Source organism: Dorea sp. AF36-15AT (genome assembly GCF_003477705.1).
Taxonomy (GTDB): Bacteria; Bacillota; Clostridia; order Lachnospirales; family Lachnospiraceae; genus Claveliimonas; species Claveliimonas ammoniilytica.
Window position 1 is genome coordinate 319,993 of the sequence record NZ_QUDV01000001.1, and the last position, 18,733, is coordinate 338,725.

The following is an 18,733-nucleotide window of genomic DNA, read 5'->3' on the forward strand; positions in this document are numbered from 1 at the left end:
ATGAAAAGGAGGGAATCTGTAATGCCAGAATTGAAATGTACAGTACAGACTTGTGTGCATAATAAGCAGTATTACTGCGATCTGGATCATATCCAGGTAGGAGGAGAACATGCAAAGTGGGCGGATGAGACCTGCTGTGACAGCTTCGAGGAGCGCACAGGTGACACATACAGCAATGTAACTGGTCAGGCTTCAGCTAACAGTAGTATTCGATGTGAGGCAACAGAGTGCCGTTACAATCAGTCGTGTAAGTGCCATGCTGGTAAGATCAGTGTGGAGGGCGGAGATGCCTGTCAGTGTAGGGAGACAGAATGCGCAACTTTCTGTTGTTAATGCCTGAAAAGGAATGAAAATAAGAAGACAGGGTTACAGTGAATGATTTGCTGTAGCCCTGTTTTTGTGTTATACTAAGCAAATAGCATAACATGTCAGGAGCACAAGAAATGGAAGATAAGAAAAAAGAAAAAGAGTCAGAGACTCCAAAGGGCTATTATAGTAATACACCGAGGATTGGAAATAACGGGCCATCCAGACTGAGACGTGAGATCAGCAAAGGAATGACTTTTTTTGTAGTGATTGCAGCGAGTATTGCATTTTACTTTGCACTGTTGAGACTAACGAATATATCCGGTGTATTCAGCAAAGTGTTGGACGTGCTGAAGCCGATTCTGTACGGATTATTAATTGCATTTTTGCTGAATCCGATCGTGAAGCAGACGGATAAGTTACTGATTCCGATATTGAAAAGAAAAATGAAGAATGAGGCGAGGGCAGAGAAACTGTCCCGTACAGCAGGAATATTGCTGGCGTTGATTATTATGATATTGCTCATCAGCGGATTAATCAATATGCTGATCCCGGAATTATACAAGAGTATTCGTGATCTGGTGTTTACTCTGCCACGTCAGATCAATCTTTTAGTTAATCAGATCGGAGATATTCAGGCAGATGAATCCAATACCGGAGTCATGATGCGGACATTTATCAAGCAGGCGACCAGTACATTTCAGGACTGGTTAAGCAATAATCTGTTTACACGAGTGAACGAGGTTATGGGAAGATTGACTAATGGATTGATTGATTTTGTTAGTGAGATATTCAACGCATTGATTGGTGTGATTGTATCAATCTATGTATTATACAGTAAGGAGACTTTCGGAAGACAGTGCAAGAAGATGACTTATGCATTGCTCAGCCCATCTCATGCCAATGTGGTACTGCATATTACACAGAAGGCCAATGATATATTCGGTGGATTCCTGATTGGTAAGATTATTGATTCTGCGATTATCGGAGTGCTTTGCTTTATAGGACTGTCATTTTTGAATATGCCATATACAATGTTGGTCAGCGTAATTGTAGGAGTGACTAATGTAATACCGTTCTTTGGACCATATATCGGTGCAATTCCGAGCACATTGCTGATTCTGTTAGCAAATCCGATTAAAGGCATCTATTTTTTGATTTTCATTCTGCTGTTACAGCAGTTGGACGGTAACTTTATCGGACCGAAGATTCTTGGTAATTCTACAGGACTCAGCTCGTTCTGGGTAATCTTTTCAATCCTGCTTGGGGGTGGATTATTTGGATTTTTGGGAATGCTTCTTGGTGTGCCGACATTTGCAGTCATTTACTATATCATTGAACTTATCATTGATGGAAGACTGCACAGGAAGAATCTTCCGGAAAGTTCGGATTACTACGATGAATACAGTTTTGTAGATGATACTGGTAAGTATGTGATATCCAGAGAGACTATGGAGAAAAAACATAAAGAAAAATGTGAAAAAGAAAAAAGCATGAAAGAAAAAGGGGAATAACTATGCCGATTCGTGTACAGAATGATCTCCCAGTTAAGGAGATATTGGAAAGTGAAAACATATTTGTGATGGATGAGCACCGTGCGACACATCAGGACATCCGTCCGATTCAGATAGGACTTCTGAATCTGATGCCATTAAAAGAAGATACCGAGCTTCAGATCCTGCGGTCTTTATCCAACACACCGCTGCAGGTGGATGTGACATTTGTGAGAGTATCCGGCCATGTATCTAAGAATACATCAACCAGCCATATTAACAAGTTCTATCAGTCTTTTGATGAGATTAAGAATCGCCGTTTTGACGGATTTATCATTACCGGGGCACCGGTAGAGCAGATGCCGTTTGAAGAAGTGGATTATTGGGATGAACTGATGAAGATCATGGATTGGACCAAGACGAACGTAACTTCGACATTGCATCTGTGCTGGGGAGCTCAGGCGGGTATTTATTATCATTTTGGTATTGATAAAGTACAGGTGGATCATAAGCTGTTTGGTGTGTTCAAGCATAAGGTGCTGAACCGCAGGATTCCGCTTGTAAGAGGATTTGATGATGTGTTTTATGCACCGCATTCCCGTCATACGGATGTGCCGATAGAGAAGTTACGTGCGGATGACCGCATTACAATCCTTGCAGAGTCAGACGAAGTGGGACTGTTTCTAGCTATGGCACAGGAAGGACGACAGATCTTTGTGATGGGCCATCCGGAATATGACAGAGTGACGCTGGATGGAGAGTATAAGCGTGACCTTTCCAAGGGACTTCCAATTGATATGCCGAAGAATTATTATCCGGATGATGATCCGAATAATAAACCGGTATTGACATGGAGAGCAGCAGCCAATAACCTGTATACAAACTGGCTCAATTATTACGTCTATCAGGCGACCCCGTATGACCTGGAGGGAACACCGTTCTAAGCCCAGTAAAATCAACGGATTCCGCTATTTTAAAGCATTCTGCCGTCTATGTTAAAATCACTCGATTTTGATGTAAATTAATATAAATTTGCATATCGTGAAAGTTGAAATGGAGACAAAATATTAAGCATTATGAGGCGTATGGATTTTGAAATTCATACGTCTTATTTGTATCGCTACGAGTCAAAGTTCTAGCTTGCTAAGAACCTTGACGACCGCGAACAATCTCGGAAGGTGGTATGACATGACAGATAATATGCGAGATATTATTTTGAAATAATGTCCATTTTTGTGGGAAAAAGGACGATGTGTAAAATATGTCTGTATGGTATATTGGGAAAAAGACAATTGTTGTGTAACAATGCCTGATTGCCCTCGTTGTAAAACTGATTTACGGTTCGAAAGACAGGGGCACTTTTGTCAGAATATACAGGCGGATTGAATAGCAATAGCAAATTAAGGGGGAGCAGAACAATATGAAAAAGTTGAAAAGAACAAAAGGTTTACTTGCATTTTTGCTTGCACTGTGTATCTGTGCTATACTTCCATCTGCAACTGTGCTTGCGGAAGATGAGAATGATTCTGTAGATGTAATGGATTCTCCTGGTGGCGGAACTATTACAGTGGAAACAACTGTCAGAAACAATTTTACCGATTTCAATGTAACAGATGATATTAACTTAACTATAGGTGAGGATTATATTATCGATTTTACGAAAGAAGATATTCTGTCATATGCGCTAAGGTCTATGGTAGATTTAGAGAAAACAAAGTATTACCAATTCGCTAATTCGGACAAAAACAGCCTTATAGAGACAGAAAACATCAGTGATGCCTTTTTAAAAATCGTAGGGAATAAAGCTGAGAATAAAGCCGTGATGACTTTAATGGATGAAGCGAATGCAGGAGCCTCTTATCCATTGCAATTTATGCGTACCGAATATACGGGTGCTATATTGACGTATCTCGGCACTGACTATGATGAACAGACCGGTAACGCTGTAATAAAGGAAATAAGAGATGATTACTATACCAGATATCATTTTAATTGTAAGTTGAATCTAAATACTTCGGATATCGAAAGCGGCATCATCAAGAATATTCGTATCGACAATGCAACGCTTTCTTTTAAAACAAATGAGACACCAACTTTTACTGCAAAAGTATCCGATGGATACGGAGATTTCTACACCCTTTCCGGCCAGGACTGGAGCGTAGGACCATGGGCTAACAGTGATCAGATCATACATGCGACAGAAAGATCTGACGAATATGTATTTAAAGCCTTTGAAAAAGGGAAAAAATATAATTATTCTGTTTTTATAGATTTGACCTCTGCAGCAGCGGAAAAGAATTGTAAATTTGATGAGAACACGAAGTTGATTCTAAATGGAAAGGAAGTGACTTATTCTTCCATGGAAGTGGCTGCTGATCATGCGTATTTCTATGACATTGCAGAGATGACGCCAGTCAGCGAAGTGACTCCACAGCCTGAACAGGACACTCCCCTTCCTGGTAAATCCGATGACAAGGATGCCAAGAATAAGGATCAAAAGAGCATTCTGGTTATCAAGGATCAGAAAATCAATCCAGCTGTTAAGACAGGCGACTATGCGGATCCATTGCTTTGGGTCATCATTCTGCTGCTGGCAGTAACCGGTGCTGGCACGGCAGTCTTTTATAAGAGAAAGAACTAGCTGAGAATGTCCATTTTTATAGAAAAAACGACGATGTGTAAAATATGTCTGTATGGTATATTGGAAAAAAGACACTCGTTGTATAAAAATGGAGGAAACATTATGAGAAAGAGATTTTTGAGCATCCTGTTTGCTTTATGCATAATGCTGTGCCTTGTACCAGTTACGGTTTTTGCTGAGGAAAATGCAGGAGAAATACGTGGTCCAAATGACGGCGCTGTTTATCATAGCGGGGATGTTATTCCGGTACGATGGACGTTGAATACCGTTAAAGCAGATGACAAGATGACGGTGGAATTGCTGGATCAGTCAGGAAGTCAGAACCATAGCTGGGGTGATTTCAGAGCTGATCTTGGTGGCGCAAATATTCTGGTTCCGGCTGGCATTACTCCGGGAAGCTATATTCTGCGCTGCACACTGAAACATCTGCCTGAAGATGCTGTTACGGAACCAGGTGTCGTGTGTGGAGAGGTGACGATTCTGGTAAATACTGTTCCGGAAATCGCCATAAATGGCGCGGATAGAGTTTGTAATACGCAAGATTATACATTTAGTTTTACACTTCCAGAGGGAGTAAAAAGTATTTGATATTGTTATATATGCAAGGACTGAGAACAGATTCGGTTTTACGGCTCGAAAGACAGTGACAATTTTGACAGAACACACAGGTGGTACAGCAACATGTATGCATAAAGCTGTCTGTGAGGTCTGCAAAGCAGAATACGGTGAAAATGACCCGTCGAGGCATGGAAATCTGATACATGTTGATGCGAAAGCTTCAACAGCTGTTTCGGAGGGCAACATAGAGTACTGGTATTGTAGTGAATGTGGAAAGTATTTTGCGGATGTACAATTGCAAGTATAGTGATTGTTTATAGAAAGAAAAAAGCATAATGGATTAAAGTATTAATAAATTTTTTCCAATATGAAAAAAGGCAGTAAATACACTTATCTATCTAACGATGGAGGGGAGTCATTTATTGCCTTTTTTGTGTTATACTGTTAGTAAGATATGAACTGTGAAATAAGTCTGTTTTTAAAACAAATGGATTGGAGTGGAAGAGTATTGAATATTATTTCGAATGATACAGAAAATTTCTTGTGGAATAAGATGTATGATGTATACAAATTCAAGCCTGGGACGAACCACCAATGTGAATGGATACAAATTCCATGCGAGAGTAAGGTGTACTACAAAGATACGCCTTGGACGGCTGAACAGGAAAGTATTATTAATTCTTGTTTTGAAGAATTGACAGATGATGAAATGTATGCGCTTGATTGGCAGCATGACTGTTTTACATTTTTGCCAAAGGAGCATATTCCTTTTGAGTATGAAGAGTATGATTCGGATAGAAAGTGTCAGGTATATTTTCCTACATATTATCCGAATGGTGATTATCATTTCTTTGTTGATAAGGAATGGAAATATGGGCTGTTCGGTCATCCTTGGAAACATGAAATTGTTGTGATGGGAGAAAAGCTGATAGAGATGTTTGAGAAAGAAAAAGTTAGCTTAGGAATTTAAGATTAATAAAAGGAGTTTGATGTGAGGGATAAAAAAGCACGGATTAAAACAATATTAGCTTTTGGAACGGTATTGATAGTGGTTATGGTGGCGTGGCTTCTAAATCAATTCGATCGCTCCGGGGATGTACTTCCTAATGAGAATACTACGATAAATCTTTATGGAGAGATGCATGGTTATAAAGAATTTTATGACATTGAATTTCAAGAGTGGAAGAAATTCTATGATGAAGGATGTCGCAATCTGTTTATAGAATTGCCATATTTTAGCGCTGAGTTTTTGAATGAGTGGATGAAAGAAGATTCGGATGAACTGATTGATAAGTTTTTTGAAGAGATTAAAGGCACGGCAGGAGATAATGAATATTTTTATGAGTTTTTTCATGAGATAAAAGAATATTGTCCGGAGACGATATTCTATGGAACCGATGTGGGGCATCTGTACAATACTGCCGGGGTGAGATATCTTAGATATCTGGAAGAAAACGGGCTTACTGATTCTGAGAAGTATTCGTTAGCTAATGAAAATATACAGCAGGGAATTACATATTATGAATCCAATGATTCTGCTCGGAGAGAATCGTATATGGTATCCAATTTTATAAATGCTTATGAACGATGTGGTGGTGGCAAAATCATGGGAATCTATGGAAGCTATCATACAGATTTTCACAATTCTAACGTAATGGTGGTAAAGCTTAAGGAAAAATATGGTGATAGAATGAGTGCAGTCAGAGTAAAGACAATTGTCTTTGAGCAAATGGACGAGCCGTATGATTTCGGATTTTGTATTACTGGTGTCGTATTCCTGCTGATGTTGTTTGTTCCCAATATCATGTGGACGCGTAAGGGGAAACCAATCGGATACGTTGAAAGTGCAAAAAAAGAAAATAAAGTATTGCTGATGTTTGAACGTATTGGGCAGGTCATAGTAAGTACGTCACTTGTGATTTTTCCGGCACTTAATCCCAAAGTAATGGTACTTGTTGACGGATTGTACTTTGAATGGAAAATTATAATTTGGATGATGGCATTAACTTTGATGATTTTATATGAATGCTATTGGATGAAATATTTCAAGAGCTCCAAGACGATGAAAGATTATTATAGTTCTTTTATGGGATTTCCGTTAGCAGGGGCGACGCTTCCGGTCATGGCGGTATTGCTATTAGGAATTTATTCAGAAAATGTAATTGTAATTTGCTCAGCAATTATTCTTGGAATTGGTCATATCGGAATACATTACATGCATAAGAAAGAGATTAAGCGGAATATGGACAAGTTTATGATTTAAGGATAGAATGATTTGCAAGAGGAGTGCTAGAATCATGAATGAAAAATACCCCATGCTCTTGTCACCGGGCAGCATTGGAAAAGTAGAATTGAAAAACAGAATCGTCATGAGTGCTATGGGGATGAATCAGTCGGACGATGGCTTTGTCAATGACGCAGTGATTGAACATTATGTTGCCAGAGCCAGAGGCGGTGTCGGACTTATCGTTGTGGAAGTTACTTGTATTGATGCACCACTGGGGAAAAATACAGGAAATCCGCTCATTCTTGATGATGACAAATACATTCCCGGGATGCAGAGGCTGACAGATGCGATTCATGCAGAGGGAGCAAAATGTTTCCTGCAGATCAGTCATGCCGGGCGTGGAGCATTTCGCAGGATAACGGGCATGCAGCCGGTTGCACCGAGTGCAGTGGCAATGCCGTATTCTACGATGATGGAGTTGTCGAATGAGACACCGAGAGAGCTTACTGTTGAAGAGATTCATAACATTGAAGAAAAGTATGCGCAGGCAGCACTTCGGGCGAAAAAGTCAGGATTTGATGGCGTGGAAATTCACAGCACAGGATATTATCTTGGACAGCAGTTTTTGTCTTCCGTGGCAAATGTGCGGACGGATGAGTATGGTGGCAGCAGAGAGAACCGAATTCGGTTTCATCTGAACATCATACAGAGAATCCGTGAACTTTGTGGGAATGATTTTCCAATCGTGGTGAAGCTCAGTGCTGCAGAAAGCGGAAAAGATGCCGGAATCACCGTGAAGGATGGCATTTATTACGCGAAAAGGCTGCAGGATGCGGGCGTGGATGCGCTTGAAGTTCTAGCAGGCGTGTGGAGCAGTGAGAAAGAGAATACCGTGAAGGGTTCAGAAACAGAATGCCAGACAGCGGGTCTGTGCCGGATTCTGAAGCAGGGGATTCGTAAAATGACGGGGAAGGCTCCTGTGATAAAAACGATCGGCGGCGGACAAGTGCAGCATCCGCAGGAAGCAGAGCAGGTACTTGAATTGCATCAGTGCGAGTTCATTTTTGTGGGAAGAGAATTACTGGTACAGCCGGATTTTGTAAAACTGATTGAAGAAGAAAGAGAAGATGAGATTAAGCATTGCATTGGATGCGGAACCTGTTCGCGTGTGCAGCTTCAGAAGAATGAGGCATGCAGGTGTGTGTTGAATCCTCAGGTTGGACGAAAAATAAAGGAGAACAGAGTATTATGAAATGTGAAGGGAAAATAGCATTGGTTACAGGTTGTACTAGCGGCATCGGTAAAGCAACGATGTACAAACTGCTGGAAGAGGGTGCAGATGTCTATATGTTAGTTCGTAATCTGAAACGAGGGAAAAAACTTGCGGAAGCGACAGAAGAAAAATATCCGGGAAAGGTAAGAGGAGTCCTTTATTTTGAATGTGATAAGTTGGAAACTATAGAATCTTCAATCAAGGAAGCATATGAGGATGCCGGCAGAATCGACATTTTTATTAATAATGCGATTGGTGGAGCCTCTGCGGCAAAGGATAATCTTACGGTGACTGAGACCAGTCATGAGACTTGTATGGGATTGATGGAATCTATCCTGGGCGTCAGTGCAGAGTGCGCCAGAGTGGTAATTCCGCTGATGATCGCGGGAGGCGGAGGCTCGATCGTTAATGTATCGTCATCCACAGGAGTTCAGCCGGATGTGTCTCGTACCTACTATGGAGTCGCAAAAGCGGCGGTAAATATGCTGACGCAGCAGATTGCGGTTCAGTACGGAAGACAGGGAATTCGGTGCAATGCAGTTCTGCCGGGATTTACCGTGTCGAAAGCGACCGAGAAAGCCATGCCGAAAGAATTTAAGGAAGCGTGGCTGAAGCATACACTGATCAGACGGCTTGGCACACCACAGGATCAGGCGAATGCAATCGTATTTCTGGCATCGGATGAAGCATCCTGGATCACCGGACATCTGATGGAAGTGTGTGGCGGTTATGGACTGGCAGCAAATATGTATGGTGACATTGTGGAGCCTCCGAAGGTGTAATATTGGAAAATGAAAAACTGATGTAAGGATACTTTTTGGCATTTTTGTAAAGAGGTATCCTTTTTGATTTAAAATAAAATGAAAAATATTGTAAAAAATTAAAAATGTCTGAAAAATTATGTTAAAATCTGGTGATATTTGCTACAATGAATTTATACAAATTGAAGAAAAGGTTTGTGTATGATAAAAGAAAATGTGAGGATATTATGCTGGCAAGGATAGAGATGAGATTAAAAAGTTCAGAAAAATTAGCATATCAGATGAGTTCGCTTTTTCATGGAGCATTAATGGAAATGCTTCCAATGGATTATGCAGAGTATCTACATTTGTCCCAGTTGCATCCATATACGCAACATTTAGAGTGCCGAAATGGAGAATGGTATTGGATTGTATCGTGCTTAAATCGAGAGGCGGTGCAGAAGATTATTAAGGGTGCTTTGTGGACGTTAGAGAGTATTGAGATAAAAAAACAAAAGATTCATATCGATATTGTAGATAAAAAATATAAAGAAATGGCATATCGAGAATTGATGGAGCAATTTTATGATAAAGAATATGCCCGGTATATAACTATTCATTTTATATCGCCTACAGCATTTAAACAAAATGGAACATATGTCTTTTATCCAAATCTGCATTGTATTTTTCAGAGCCTGATGAATAAGTATGATTCGGCAAATGGTGAAGAAGGAATGTTTGATAACGAGACATTAGAGCAGTTGAATGAAAATGCACAGATAGTTCGATACGATTTGAAAAGTGTTAGCTTTCCGTTGGAAGGAGTACGTATTCCGTCTTTTATTGGCAAAGTGACAATTAAAATTGACGGAGCACATACAATGGTTAATTTTGCGCATATGCTATTTGTAGTTGGAGAATATTCGGGAGTAGGAATAAAAACATCTTTAGGAATGGGATGTATTAAGATACTGGAAGGGAGGAAAAAAGAGTGATAGCGGATAAACAAATTAAATTGATTATAGGAAGTCTGCTTCATGATATTGGCAAAGTAGCATATCGCAGCGGTGATGGAAGAAATCATAGTGAGAGCGGTTATCAATATCTTAAAGCAGAAACACATATATCTGATGAAGAAATTTTGGAATGTATCAGATATCATCATGGAATATATTTGCGGAAAGCGGATATTTCAAAGGATTCTAATGCATATTTAACGTACTATGCAGATAATGTGGCTGCTTTTGCAGATCGACGAGAAAAGGATGAAAAGGAAGAAGGTTTTGATAAATCAATTCCATTGGATAGTGTGTTTAACATTTTGAATGGAAATCATGAAAAAAAGCATTATGCTATGCAGATATTACAGCCTAAGGGAGATATTAATTATCCAACAGATGATGATGTGAGTCTGGATGATCATTTTTATCGGGAAGTTATACGGAATATTACAGATAACTTGAAAGGAATAGAAATCAGTGAAGAGTATTTGAATTCATTATTATCAGTTTTGGAAGCTAATTTGACTTATATTCCGTCATCTACATCTAAGCGTGAATTGGCAGATATATCACTTTATGATCATGTAAAAATGACAGCAGCCATTGCAAGCTGTGTGGAACAGTATCTGTTAGAAGATGGGGAAAAGGATTATAAAAAACGTCTGTTAGAACGAGCACGGCAGTCTTATGATGAAAAAATGTTTCTGCTATATTCAATGGATATATCAGGAATACAAAAATTTATATACACAGTTGGTGAACAGGGAGCTCTTCGTGGACTTCGTGCAAGAAGTTTTTATCTGGAAATTATGATGGAGCACATTGTAGATGAATTGTTGAGCAGAGTTGCATTGTCAAGAGCAAATCTGATTTATACTGGAGGCGGTCATTGTTATATATTATTTCCGAATACAGAAAATGTGCGGAAATTGGTTGAAACATATCAAAAAGAATTGAATAAATGGCTCATGGACACATTTGGAACAGCACTATATGTTGCAGGGGGATATGCGCAGGCCAGTGCAAATGCGCTTCGTAATGTACCGGAAGGTAGTTACGAAGAATTGTATTTAACAATTTCACGTATGATTTCGAGCAAAAAGTCAAATCGTTATACAGCGGAGGATATATACAGACTGAATCATCGAAAAAAACGCGATGGAGAAAGAGAATGTAAAGTCTGCCGTCGTCTTGCACAATTGGAGGGTGATAAATGTGACTTGTGCAATTCACTTGAAAAAATGTCAGGAAACATTTTGTATAAGGACTATTTTGTGGTAACTAGTAATCCGAAAGAAGGGGCATTGCCATTGCCGGGTGACAGATATTTACTTGCTGGTGAAAAATCAGATGTATTGAGATGGATGGATCAGATTGATTATGTGCGGTCTTACACAAAAAATGATATTTATACGGGGAAACATGTGGCTACAAAATTGTGGGTTGGAAGCTACACGACGGGGGATACATTTGAAAAACTGGCAGATAAATCCAGTGGTGTCAAGCGGATTGGAATATTGCGTGCTGATGTAGATAACCTTGGAACAACGTTTGTGAGAGGATTCCAGCAGAATGATGGAGATAATACTTATGTAACCTTATCAAGAACGGCTGCATTATCTCGACAATTATCACTTTTCTTTAAACTTTATATTAATAAAATATTGGAGAATGGAAATTCGATGCTGTTATCAGATGGTGGTGCGAGAAATGTAACAATTGTGTATTCAGGTGGGGATGATGTGTTCCTGGCAGGTTCCTGGAATGATGTTGTGGCGGCATTTGTGGATATAAGATCAGCATTGGAAAAATTCACACAGGGGACATTGACAATTTCAGGAGGAATAGGCGTGTATCCTTCAAAGTATCCAGTAAATATTATGGCGAAAGAGGTTGAACAATTAGAAGATGCATCAAAACAGGCAGATAATAAAAATGCAGTCACAGTCTTTTCAAAGGAACACACATATTCATGGGCGGATTTTATTTCGTCAGTACTTGGAGAGAAGTTTCAAGTTATTGATGCTTATTTTGGTCAGGCAGAAGAGCATGGAATGGCATTTTTATATCATCTTACAGAACTGTTAAGAGAGGATAAGGATAAAATCAATTTTGCCAGATATGTTTATTTGCTGGCGAGGATGGAGCCTGATGAGGAACAAGAAGAGCAGCATAGAGCAGCATATCGCAAATTTTCTAAAGAAATGTATGAGTGGAGTAAGAATGCAGCAGATCGAAGAGAATTGATTACAGCGATTTATCTATATGTGTATTTGAATCGAGAAAGAGAGGAAAATGAGTGATGAAATTAACAGAGGATAATTATGTGGAAATTGCAGAACATGCGATACAAAATTTGTGTATGCAAAAGGATAAACGCGGCAAAATAGTGAACTTAGTTACAACGTCTAAGATTCGAAATCTACTGGCAATGACAGCAGGTATATATAATGAAGTTGTGAATATGCAGAATGATAAACTGCCGGCAGATATTATAGGACGCATTAATTATCTGAAAATTCGATTTGTGTACGAAGCCGGACGAGAACCATTGGTTGGTAAATTAGTAGAAGAGGCTGATATATTGAAATGTCTGGATGAAATTAAAGGAAGCAGAAGCAGGTATATATTGTTCAGCAGGTATATGGAAGCTCTGGTAGCATACAGAAAATATTATGGTAAGCTCAACGGAATGAAAGATGAATAAATGGGAGGTTCAGGTATGTTTGCAAAACTTGAGATAAGTGGAATAATAGAAACAGTAACTGGATTACACATAGGAGGCTCTGGAGCATTTTCAGCAATAGGCGCTGTAGATTCGCCGGTTATTTGCGATGAACGTACGAGAACTCCTATGATTCCGGGAAGCAGTTTAAAAGGGAAAATGAGAACATTGTTAGCGAAAAGATATAATGAGAAGATTGCCGAAAAACCGGATGATGATACGGAATGTCTTATCAGGTTGTTTGGAAGTGCAAAAAAAGGACACGTACGTACAAGCAAAATCTTATTTAGCGACATGTTTTTAGATAACTGGGAAGAATTGAAACATGCAGGGCTCACAAGCCCGACAGAAATTAAATTTGAAAACAGTATTAAAAGAACGACGGCTGTGGCTAATCCGCGTCAGATTGAGCGTGTGGTGCGTGGCGCACAGTTTCCAATGCAGCTGATCTATGAAGTGACAGATGAAGATACTGAGGAACAAATTTTGCATGATATGAAGATATTGAATGATGGGTTTAGATTGTTGGAGTATGATTATCTGGGCGGTAATGGATCCAGAGGTTATGGGAGAGTTAAAATAAGTGATATAGAGGTCTGCGTAGTTGTCGGCGAAGTATCTGATGATGTGGTTGATCAGTGTCAGGAAATACTAAATCGTTAAAGGAGCGTCTTATGAAATATTCAATTTATAAATTAGAATTTCAGACAGGTGTTCATTTTGGAACAGGAATGCTGAACGAAAGCACTTATATCTTTCAGGCAGATCAGATGTTCTCAGCATTGTATATTGAAGCATTGAAACTGCATTTAGAACAGAAATTATATGAAGCTGTCAAAAAGAACAAATTAAGGATTTCTGACGCATTACCATATGTTGGCCGACACTATATGGTACCTAAACCAATGATTTACATCGAACCAAAAGATCGAGGAGAATCTGAACAGAAAAAAGCATATAAGAAGTTGAAATTTCTTCCGATTGAAAAACTTGGAGAATATCTTGATGGAGTGATGGATCTGGCAGATAATCCGATGAACAAATTTGGTCAATATTATCAACAGACAATGTCTTTTGTAAGAAATGAGGAGGACACACTTCCATTTCGGGTAGGAACGTTCTATTTCAATAGAGGAAATGGCTTATATCTTATTGTGGGATATGCAAGCCGGGATGAAAAGGAATTAGTAGAAGGATTACTGGATGCATTATCTTATACTGGAATTGGCGGGAAAAAGTCGGCTGGTCTTGGAAAATATAGTTTGAAGACTGGACGTATGCCAGAAGAATTTCGAGAATTTTTAGGTAAAACATCGGATCGTTATCTGCTTTTATCAGGAGCACTTCCAACGGATGCGGAATTAGAGAAAGTCTTACAAGGTGCGTCATATCAATTACAGAAGAGATCAGGTTATGTAGGATCGGATAGTTATGCTGATGAATGGAGGAGAAAGAAAGACTTATACGTATTTGAGTCAGGATCTTGTTTCATGTGTCAATTTGATGGAGATATCTATGACGTATCAGATGGCGGGAATCATCCAGTTTATCGATATGCCAAACCATTATTTATGGGGGTGTGAGTATGAAAGACTATTTAAAACATTATAGAGTGACGATACGGGCATTATCTCCCATTTATATAGGATCTGGTGTACAGCTTGGCAAAAAGGAATATCTTTATATGCCTTGGAATCATCGAGTTATAGTCCCTGATTTTGAAAAAATGTATATGACTGTTCAGAAAAAGGGATTGCAGAGAGAGTTTGATAGTTACATGATGAATTCGCGTAATAATCTTCCATCGCTTAGTCAATGGATGAAACAGCATCAGTTCCGCAATGAAGATTATGAAGTGTGGAAACGCTATGAGATGGATGCGGGAGATGCATTTGCTACACAAACTGGAAGACCGAAAGGAATTGACACATTTATTAAGGATGCGTATGGTAAGCCATATGTACCGGGAAGCAGTATTAAAGGAATGTTTCGGACTGCATTGATTGCGTGGGAGATTCAAAATAATCCGCGATATTATGCCAGAACAAAAAGAGAAATTGAACGCAGTGCCAGAGAACGAGCATCGCGAAAACAATGTCTTGCAAAGGAAACAGATTATCTGGAACAGCAAGTGTTGTATACACTGAACAGAGATGAAACGAAAGCCGGCAGTGCAGTGAATGACAATATGTCAGGTCTGCATGTGGGAGACAGCGTTCCTATTTCTGTGGAACAATTGACGTTGTGTCAGAAGATTGATTATACATTAGAGCGAGAAGAAAAATGCCTTCCATTATTGAGGGAAGTTTTGAAACCTGGGACAGAGATTACATTTGACGTATCAATTGATACTACATTATGTCCTTATTGCATGGAGGATATAATGGAAGCATTGAATGTGTTTAATGGCATGTGTAATAGATACTTTTATGCAAGATTTTGCAGAAGTACTAAAGATAAAGATATAATATGGCTTGGAGGTGGAGCAGGATTTCCGTCTAAAACAGTGCATTATGCACTGTTTGGAGGCGATGCATATCGCGTAATTGATAGTATATTTAAGAATACATTGGGAGTATCGTATAATAAGCATAAACATTCAAAAGATATACGTTTAAAACTTGCACCTCATGTATGTAAATGTACAAGATATAATGGTAAACTGTATGATATGGGAAGGGGACAGATATCATATACAGAAACATAGAGTTTGCGCCGATGTGCTAAAAATAAGGCGTTCTGCTATATTTCAAGGTTTTCAATAAGAAATATTTTCTGGTTTGCGGAAGTGAACCGCAAACCGGGAAATGCGCCCTGATAATCAGAGGGATTGTGAGGACAGGATAGATAATAGATATCCCCGAGAGGGGACGAAAACTATTATACAGTTTTTGATAATACAGTATGTGTTTTTGATAGATAATAGATATCCCCGAGAGGGGACGAAAACAGGTACACCACATACATACGTTACAACACCACTTATAGATAATAGATATCCCCGAGAGGGGACGAAAACTTTATCGAGGTCTTTTATAAGGTCTTGCAAGTCCTCATAGATAATAGATATCCCCGAGAGGGGACGAAAACGATTCTTTGTTTCTCTTGCCTTCTCTTGCTGTTCATAGATAATAGATATCCCCGAGAGGGGACGAAAACACTCCTGTTTCTTTTGCTTCTACTCTGCCTTTAATATAGATAATAGATATCCCCGAGAGGGGACGAAAACCTTAACTCCTTCACTGATTGTTTTTTGTTTATCTATAGATAATAGATATCCCCGAGAGGGGACGAAAACACAGCACTAGACTTTCGTTGATACCTGTCTTTCCATCATAGATAATAGATATCCCCGAGAGGGGACGAAAACCCTGTTCTGCACTTTTCAAACTGAACTTTTGTTGTATAGATAATAGATATCCCCGAGAGGGGACGAAAACTGTTCGGTGAAGGCTTTTGCTGGTTGACCATATCATAGATAATAGATATCCCCGAGAGGGGACGAAAACTACATGTGTAGTGTTAATAAAATTATAAGTAACATAGATAATAGATATCCCCGAGAGGGGACGAAAACTTGTCAACAATTTAATAGATAATTTGTTCATCTTATAGATAATAGATATCCCCGAGAGGGGACGAAAACCATGCCAATACCTCCCCCCAGTCGATCGATTCAATAGATAATAGATATCCCCGAGAGGGGACGAAAACTTCGACAAACATTTTCAGTAATTTTTAAAGTGATTTATAGATAATAGATATCCCCGAGAGGGGACGAAAACTCTAACTTCTTCAAATCCTCAATCTTCCACGGCTCGATAGATAATAGATATCCCCGAGAGGGGACGAAAACAGTATCAACCTATCACGGTTGTGACTTTAGGCTATGGATAGATAATAGATATCCCCGAGAGGGGACGAAAACCAATGCATGTTTTAATTGTTTCGTATTTTTTATGCCGATAGATAATAGATATCCCCGAGAGGGGACGAAAACGTTTAAGTTTTTTACTTAAGCAGTATGTAAAATAAGGATAGATAATAGATATCCCCGAGAGGGGACGAAAACGGTATAGTAATTGTTGGTACTTTATCCATCACAAGATAGATAATAGATAACCCCGAGAGGGGACGAAAACTTTCTTTTCCTCCTTATGAATGAATTCTTTCGTAGCTGATAGATAATAGATATCCCCGAGAGGGGACGAAAACGTGTTCCAGTCCACTATGTGAAGATCTGCGTTGCGATAGATAATAGATATCCCCGAGAGGGGACAAGAACTAATGCCATGTCATAGAGTGTACAGATCAAGAACTTCTCAAGAGAAAATAGCTGCCCCGTTAGGGGACTGAGTCAAAATACTTAAGCGAGTATAAGATAAATGATAAAATGAGAAAGAGAGTAGAGAAAATGAGTTATTTATATGTATGTGAGCAGGGGGCGAGTATAGGTGTTAAAGATAATCGATTTCAGGTGCATTATAAGGAAGGTCTGATCAAAAGTATTCCAGTAGAAACGATGGAAGTGATAGAGGTATTTGGAAAAGTACAGATTACAACGCAATGTTTAGAAGAATGTTTAAAGCGTGGAATTAATATTTTATTTTATTCAACAAATGGGGCATATTATGGAAGGCTGATTTCGACATCTCATGTTAATGTTCAACGTCAACGTATACAGGCATCCATTGCTAACAACGAAGAGTTTAAGCTTCAATTTTCAAAAAGAATTATTGAGGCAAAAATACGCAATCAGAGTGTTGTGTTGAGAAGATATGCAAGACATTCACAGCAGGACATTCAGAGAGCAATTGTTGAAATGAATAATATGTATAAAAAAGTATCTTCAGTGGTCAGTATAGAACAAATCATGGGATATGAAGGTACTGCTGCAAAAATATATTTCCGGGTACTTGGAGAATTGATAGATTCAGAATTTGCATTCAAAGGACGGACGAGAAGACCACCGACTGATCCGTTTAACTCTATGATAAGTCTGGGATATTCTGTTATTTTGAATGAGCTATATGGTAAGATAGAAGGAAAAGGCTTGAATCCATATTTTGGTGTGATGCATAAAGATCGTGAAAAACATCCTACACTGGCAAGTGATCTCATGGAAGAGTGGAGAGCAGTATTGATTGATTCTACCGCGATGAGTATGCTGAACGGACATGAACTGACAAAGGACAATTTTTACTCTGATATTGATCAACCGGGAGTGTTTTTGGATAAAGATGGATTTAGGCGATATATTAAAAAACTGGAAGTGAAATTTAGAGCTGAGAATAAATATCTGACGTATATTGATTATAGTGTGAGCTTTCGACGGGCAATTGATTTGCAGATTAATCAGTTTGTACGAGCAATTGAGACAGAGAATCCAGACGAATATCATCCAATAGTCATTCGGTAGTTGTAAGGGAGATAAGATAGTAGATGGAAAATTATTTTTGGAATACTACACAGATTTATGCCGATAAGAAATTATATGTTTTGATTATATATGATATTGTGGATAATAAAAGACGAGTTCGTTTCGCTAAGAAGATGAATGGATATGGTTTCCGAGTGCAAAAATCTGCGTTTGAAGCAATGATATCAGAAAGCCTGTACCGACAGCTTTTGTCGGAAATTCCGGGATTGATTAATAAAGAAATGGACAGTGTTAGAATTTATAAAATTAGGGGCGAAGGAGAGGTTACATTATATGGTGTTAATGATAAAATAGAAAATGAAGAAGTAGTAATTATATGAGTAATTATA

General features: G+C 38.9%; 17 protein-coding genes and 1 CRISPR repeat array. All 17 genes read left to right on the plus strand.

What is annotated here, in order from left to right; all coding sequences use genetic code 11:
* Nucleotides 1–21 precede the first annotated feature (21 nt).
* On the plus strand, nt 22–333 hold the full coding sequence (locus DWZ93_RS01405) for a DUF1540 domain-containing protein (protein ID WP_118451780.1): 312 nt from the start codon (nt 22–24) through the stop codon (nt 331–333).
* Nucleotides 334–443: 110 nt separating this feature from the next.
* Nucleotides 444–1,820, plus strand: coding sequence for an AI-2E family transporter (locus tag DWZ93_RS01410; RefSeq protein ID WP_243061049.1), 1,377 nt, complete (start codon nt 444–446; stop codon nt 1,818–1,820).
* 2 nt (nt 1,821–1,822) lie between these two features.
* Nucleotides 1,823–2,743, plus strand: coding sequence for a homoserine O-acetyltransferase MetA (gene metA / locus DWZ93_RS01415; RefSeq protein WP_118451782.1), 921 nt, complete (start codon nt 1,823–1,825; stop codon nt 2,741–2,743).
* A 476-nt stretch (nt 2,744–3,219) separates the two neighbouring features.
* The gene (locus DWZ93_RS01420) at nt 3,220–4,440 is read left to right on the plus strand and encodes a hypothetical protein (RefSeq protein WP_118451783.1); all 1,221 of its coding nucleotides are present in this window, start codon (nt 3,220–3,222) and stop codon (nt 4,438–4,440) included.
* A 102-nt stretch (nt 4,441–4,542) separates the two neighbouring features.
* Nucleotides 4,543–5,028: a hypothetical protein gene (locus DWZ93_RS01425; RefSeq protein ID WP_118451784.1), complete on the plus strand. Its 486-nt coding sequence runs from the start codon at nt 4,543–4,545 to the stop codon at nt 5,026–5,028.
* Between the two features lie 457 nt (nt 5,029–5,485).
* On the plus strand, nt 5,486–5,968 hold the full coding sequence (locus DWZ93_RS01435) for a DUF2716 domain-containing protein (protein ID WP_279220005.1): 483 nt from the start codon (nt 5,486–5,488) through the stop codon (nt 5,966–5,968).
* A 21-nt stretch (nt 5,969–5,989) separates the two neighbouring features.
* The gene (locus DWZ93_RS15125; protein ID WP_330421701.1) at nt 5,990–7,261 is read left to right on the plus strand and encodes a hypothetical protein; all 1,272 of its coding nucleotides are present in this window, start codon (nt 5,990–5,992) and stop codon (nt 7,259–7,261) included.
* 34 nt (nt 7,262–7,295) lie between these two features.
* Nucleotides 7,296–8,477: an oxidoreductase gene (locus DWZ93_RS01445; RefSeq protein WP_118451787.1), complete on the plus strand. Its 1,182-nt coding sequence runs from the start codon at nt 7,296–7,298 to the stop codon at nt 8,475–8,477.
* Nucleotides 8,474–9,280, plus strand: a complete 807-nt coding sequence (locus tag DWZ93_RS01450) for an SDR family NAD(P)-dependent oxidoreductase (RefSeq protein ID WP_158574270.1) — start codon at nt 8,474–8,476, stop codon at nt 9,278–9,280. Before DWZ93_RS01445 ends, DWZ93_RS01450 begins: the two co-directional genes overlap by 4 nt.
* 176 nt (nt 9,281–9,456) lie before the next feature.
* Nucleotides 9,457–10,233 carry a CRISPR-associated endoribonuclease Cas6 gene (gene cas6, locus DWZ93_RS01455; RefSeq protein ID WP_243061052.1) on the plus strand — a complete coding sequence of 259 codons (777 nt, stop codon included), beginning with the start codon at nt 9,457–9,459 and terminating at the stop codon, nt 10,231–10,233.
* Entirely contained in the window at nt 10,230–12,542 is a 2,313-nt protein-coding gene (gene cas10, locus DWZ93_RS01460) for a type III-A CRISPR-associated protein Cas10/Csm1 (protein ID WP_118451788.1), read from the plus strand. The genes cas6 and cas10 overlap by 4 nt, the downstream gene beginning before the upstream one ends.
* Nucleotides 12,542–12,946 (plus strand): type III-A CRISPR-associated protein Csm2, encoded by a 405-nt coding sequence (csm2, locus tag DWZ93_RS01465; protein ID WP_118451789.1) that lies wholly within the window; start codon nt 12,542–12,544, stop codon nt 12,944–12,946. Before cas10 ends, csm2 begins: the two co-directional genes overlap by 1 nt.
* Nucleotides 12,947–12,961: 15 nt before the next feature.
* Nucleotides 12,962–13,627, plus strand: a complete 666-nt coding sequence (gene csm3, locus DWZ93_RS01470) for a type III-A CRISPR-associated RAMP protein Csm3 (protein WP_118451790.1) — start codon at nt 12,962–12,964, stop codon at nt 13,625–13,627.
* An 11-nt stretch (nt 13,628–13,638) separates the two neighbouring features.
* A complete protein-coding gene (gene csm4 / locus DWZ93_RS01475; RefSeq protein ID WP_118451791.1) occupies nt 13,639–14,547 on the plus strand; it encodes a type III-A CRISPR-associated RAMP protein Csm4 in 909 nt (302 codons plus the stop codon).
* A gap of 2 nt (nt 14,548–14,549) precedes the next feature.
* Entirely contained in the window at nt 14,550–15,671 is a 1,122-nt protein-coding gene (csm5, locus tag DWZ93_RS01480) for a type III-A CRISPR-associated RAMP protein Csm5 (protein WP_118451792.1), read from the plus strand.
* A 136-nt stretch (nt 15,672–15,807) separates the two neighbouring features.
* A CRISPR array of direct repeats spans nt 15,808–17,249; the repeat unit is 35 nt; unit sequence ATAGATAATAGATATCCCCGAGAGGGGACGAAAAC.
* Between the two features lie 129 nt (nt 17,250–17,378).
* Entirely contained in the window at nt 17,379–18,383 is a 1,005-nt protein-coding gene (gene cas1, locus DWZ93_RS01485; protein WP_118451793.1) for a CRISPR-associated endonuclease Cas1, read from the plus strand.
* Nucleotides 18,384–18,406: 23 nt separating this feature from the next.
* Nucleotides 18,407–18,724, plus strand: a complete 318-nt coding sequence (cas2, locus tag DWZ93_RS01490; protein WP_118451794.1) for a CRISPR-associated endonuclease Cas2 — start codon at nt 18,407–18,409, stop codon at nt 18,722–18,724.
* Nucleotides 18,725–18,733 lie beyond the last annotated feature (9 nt).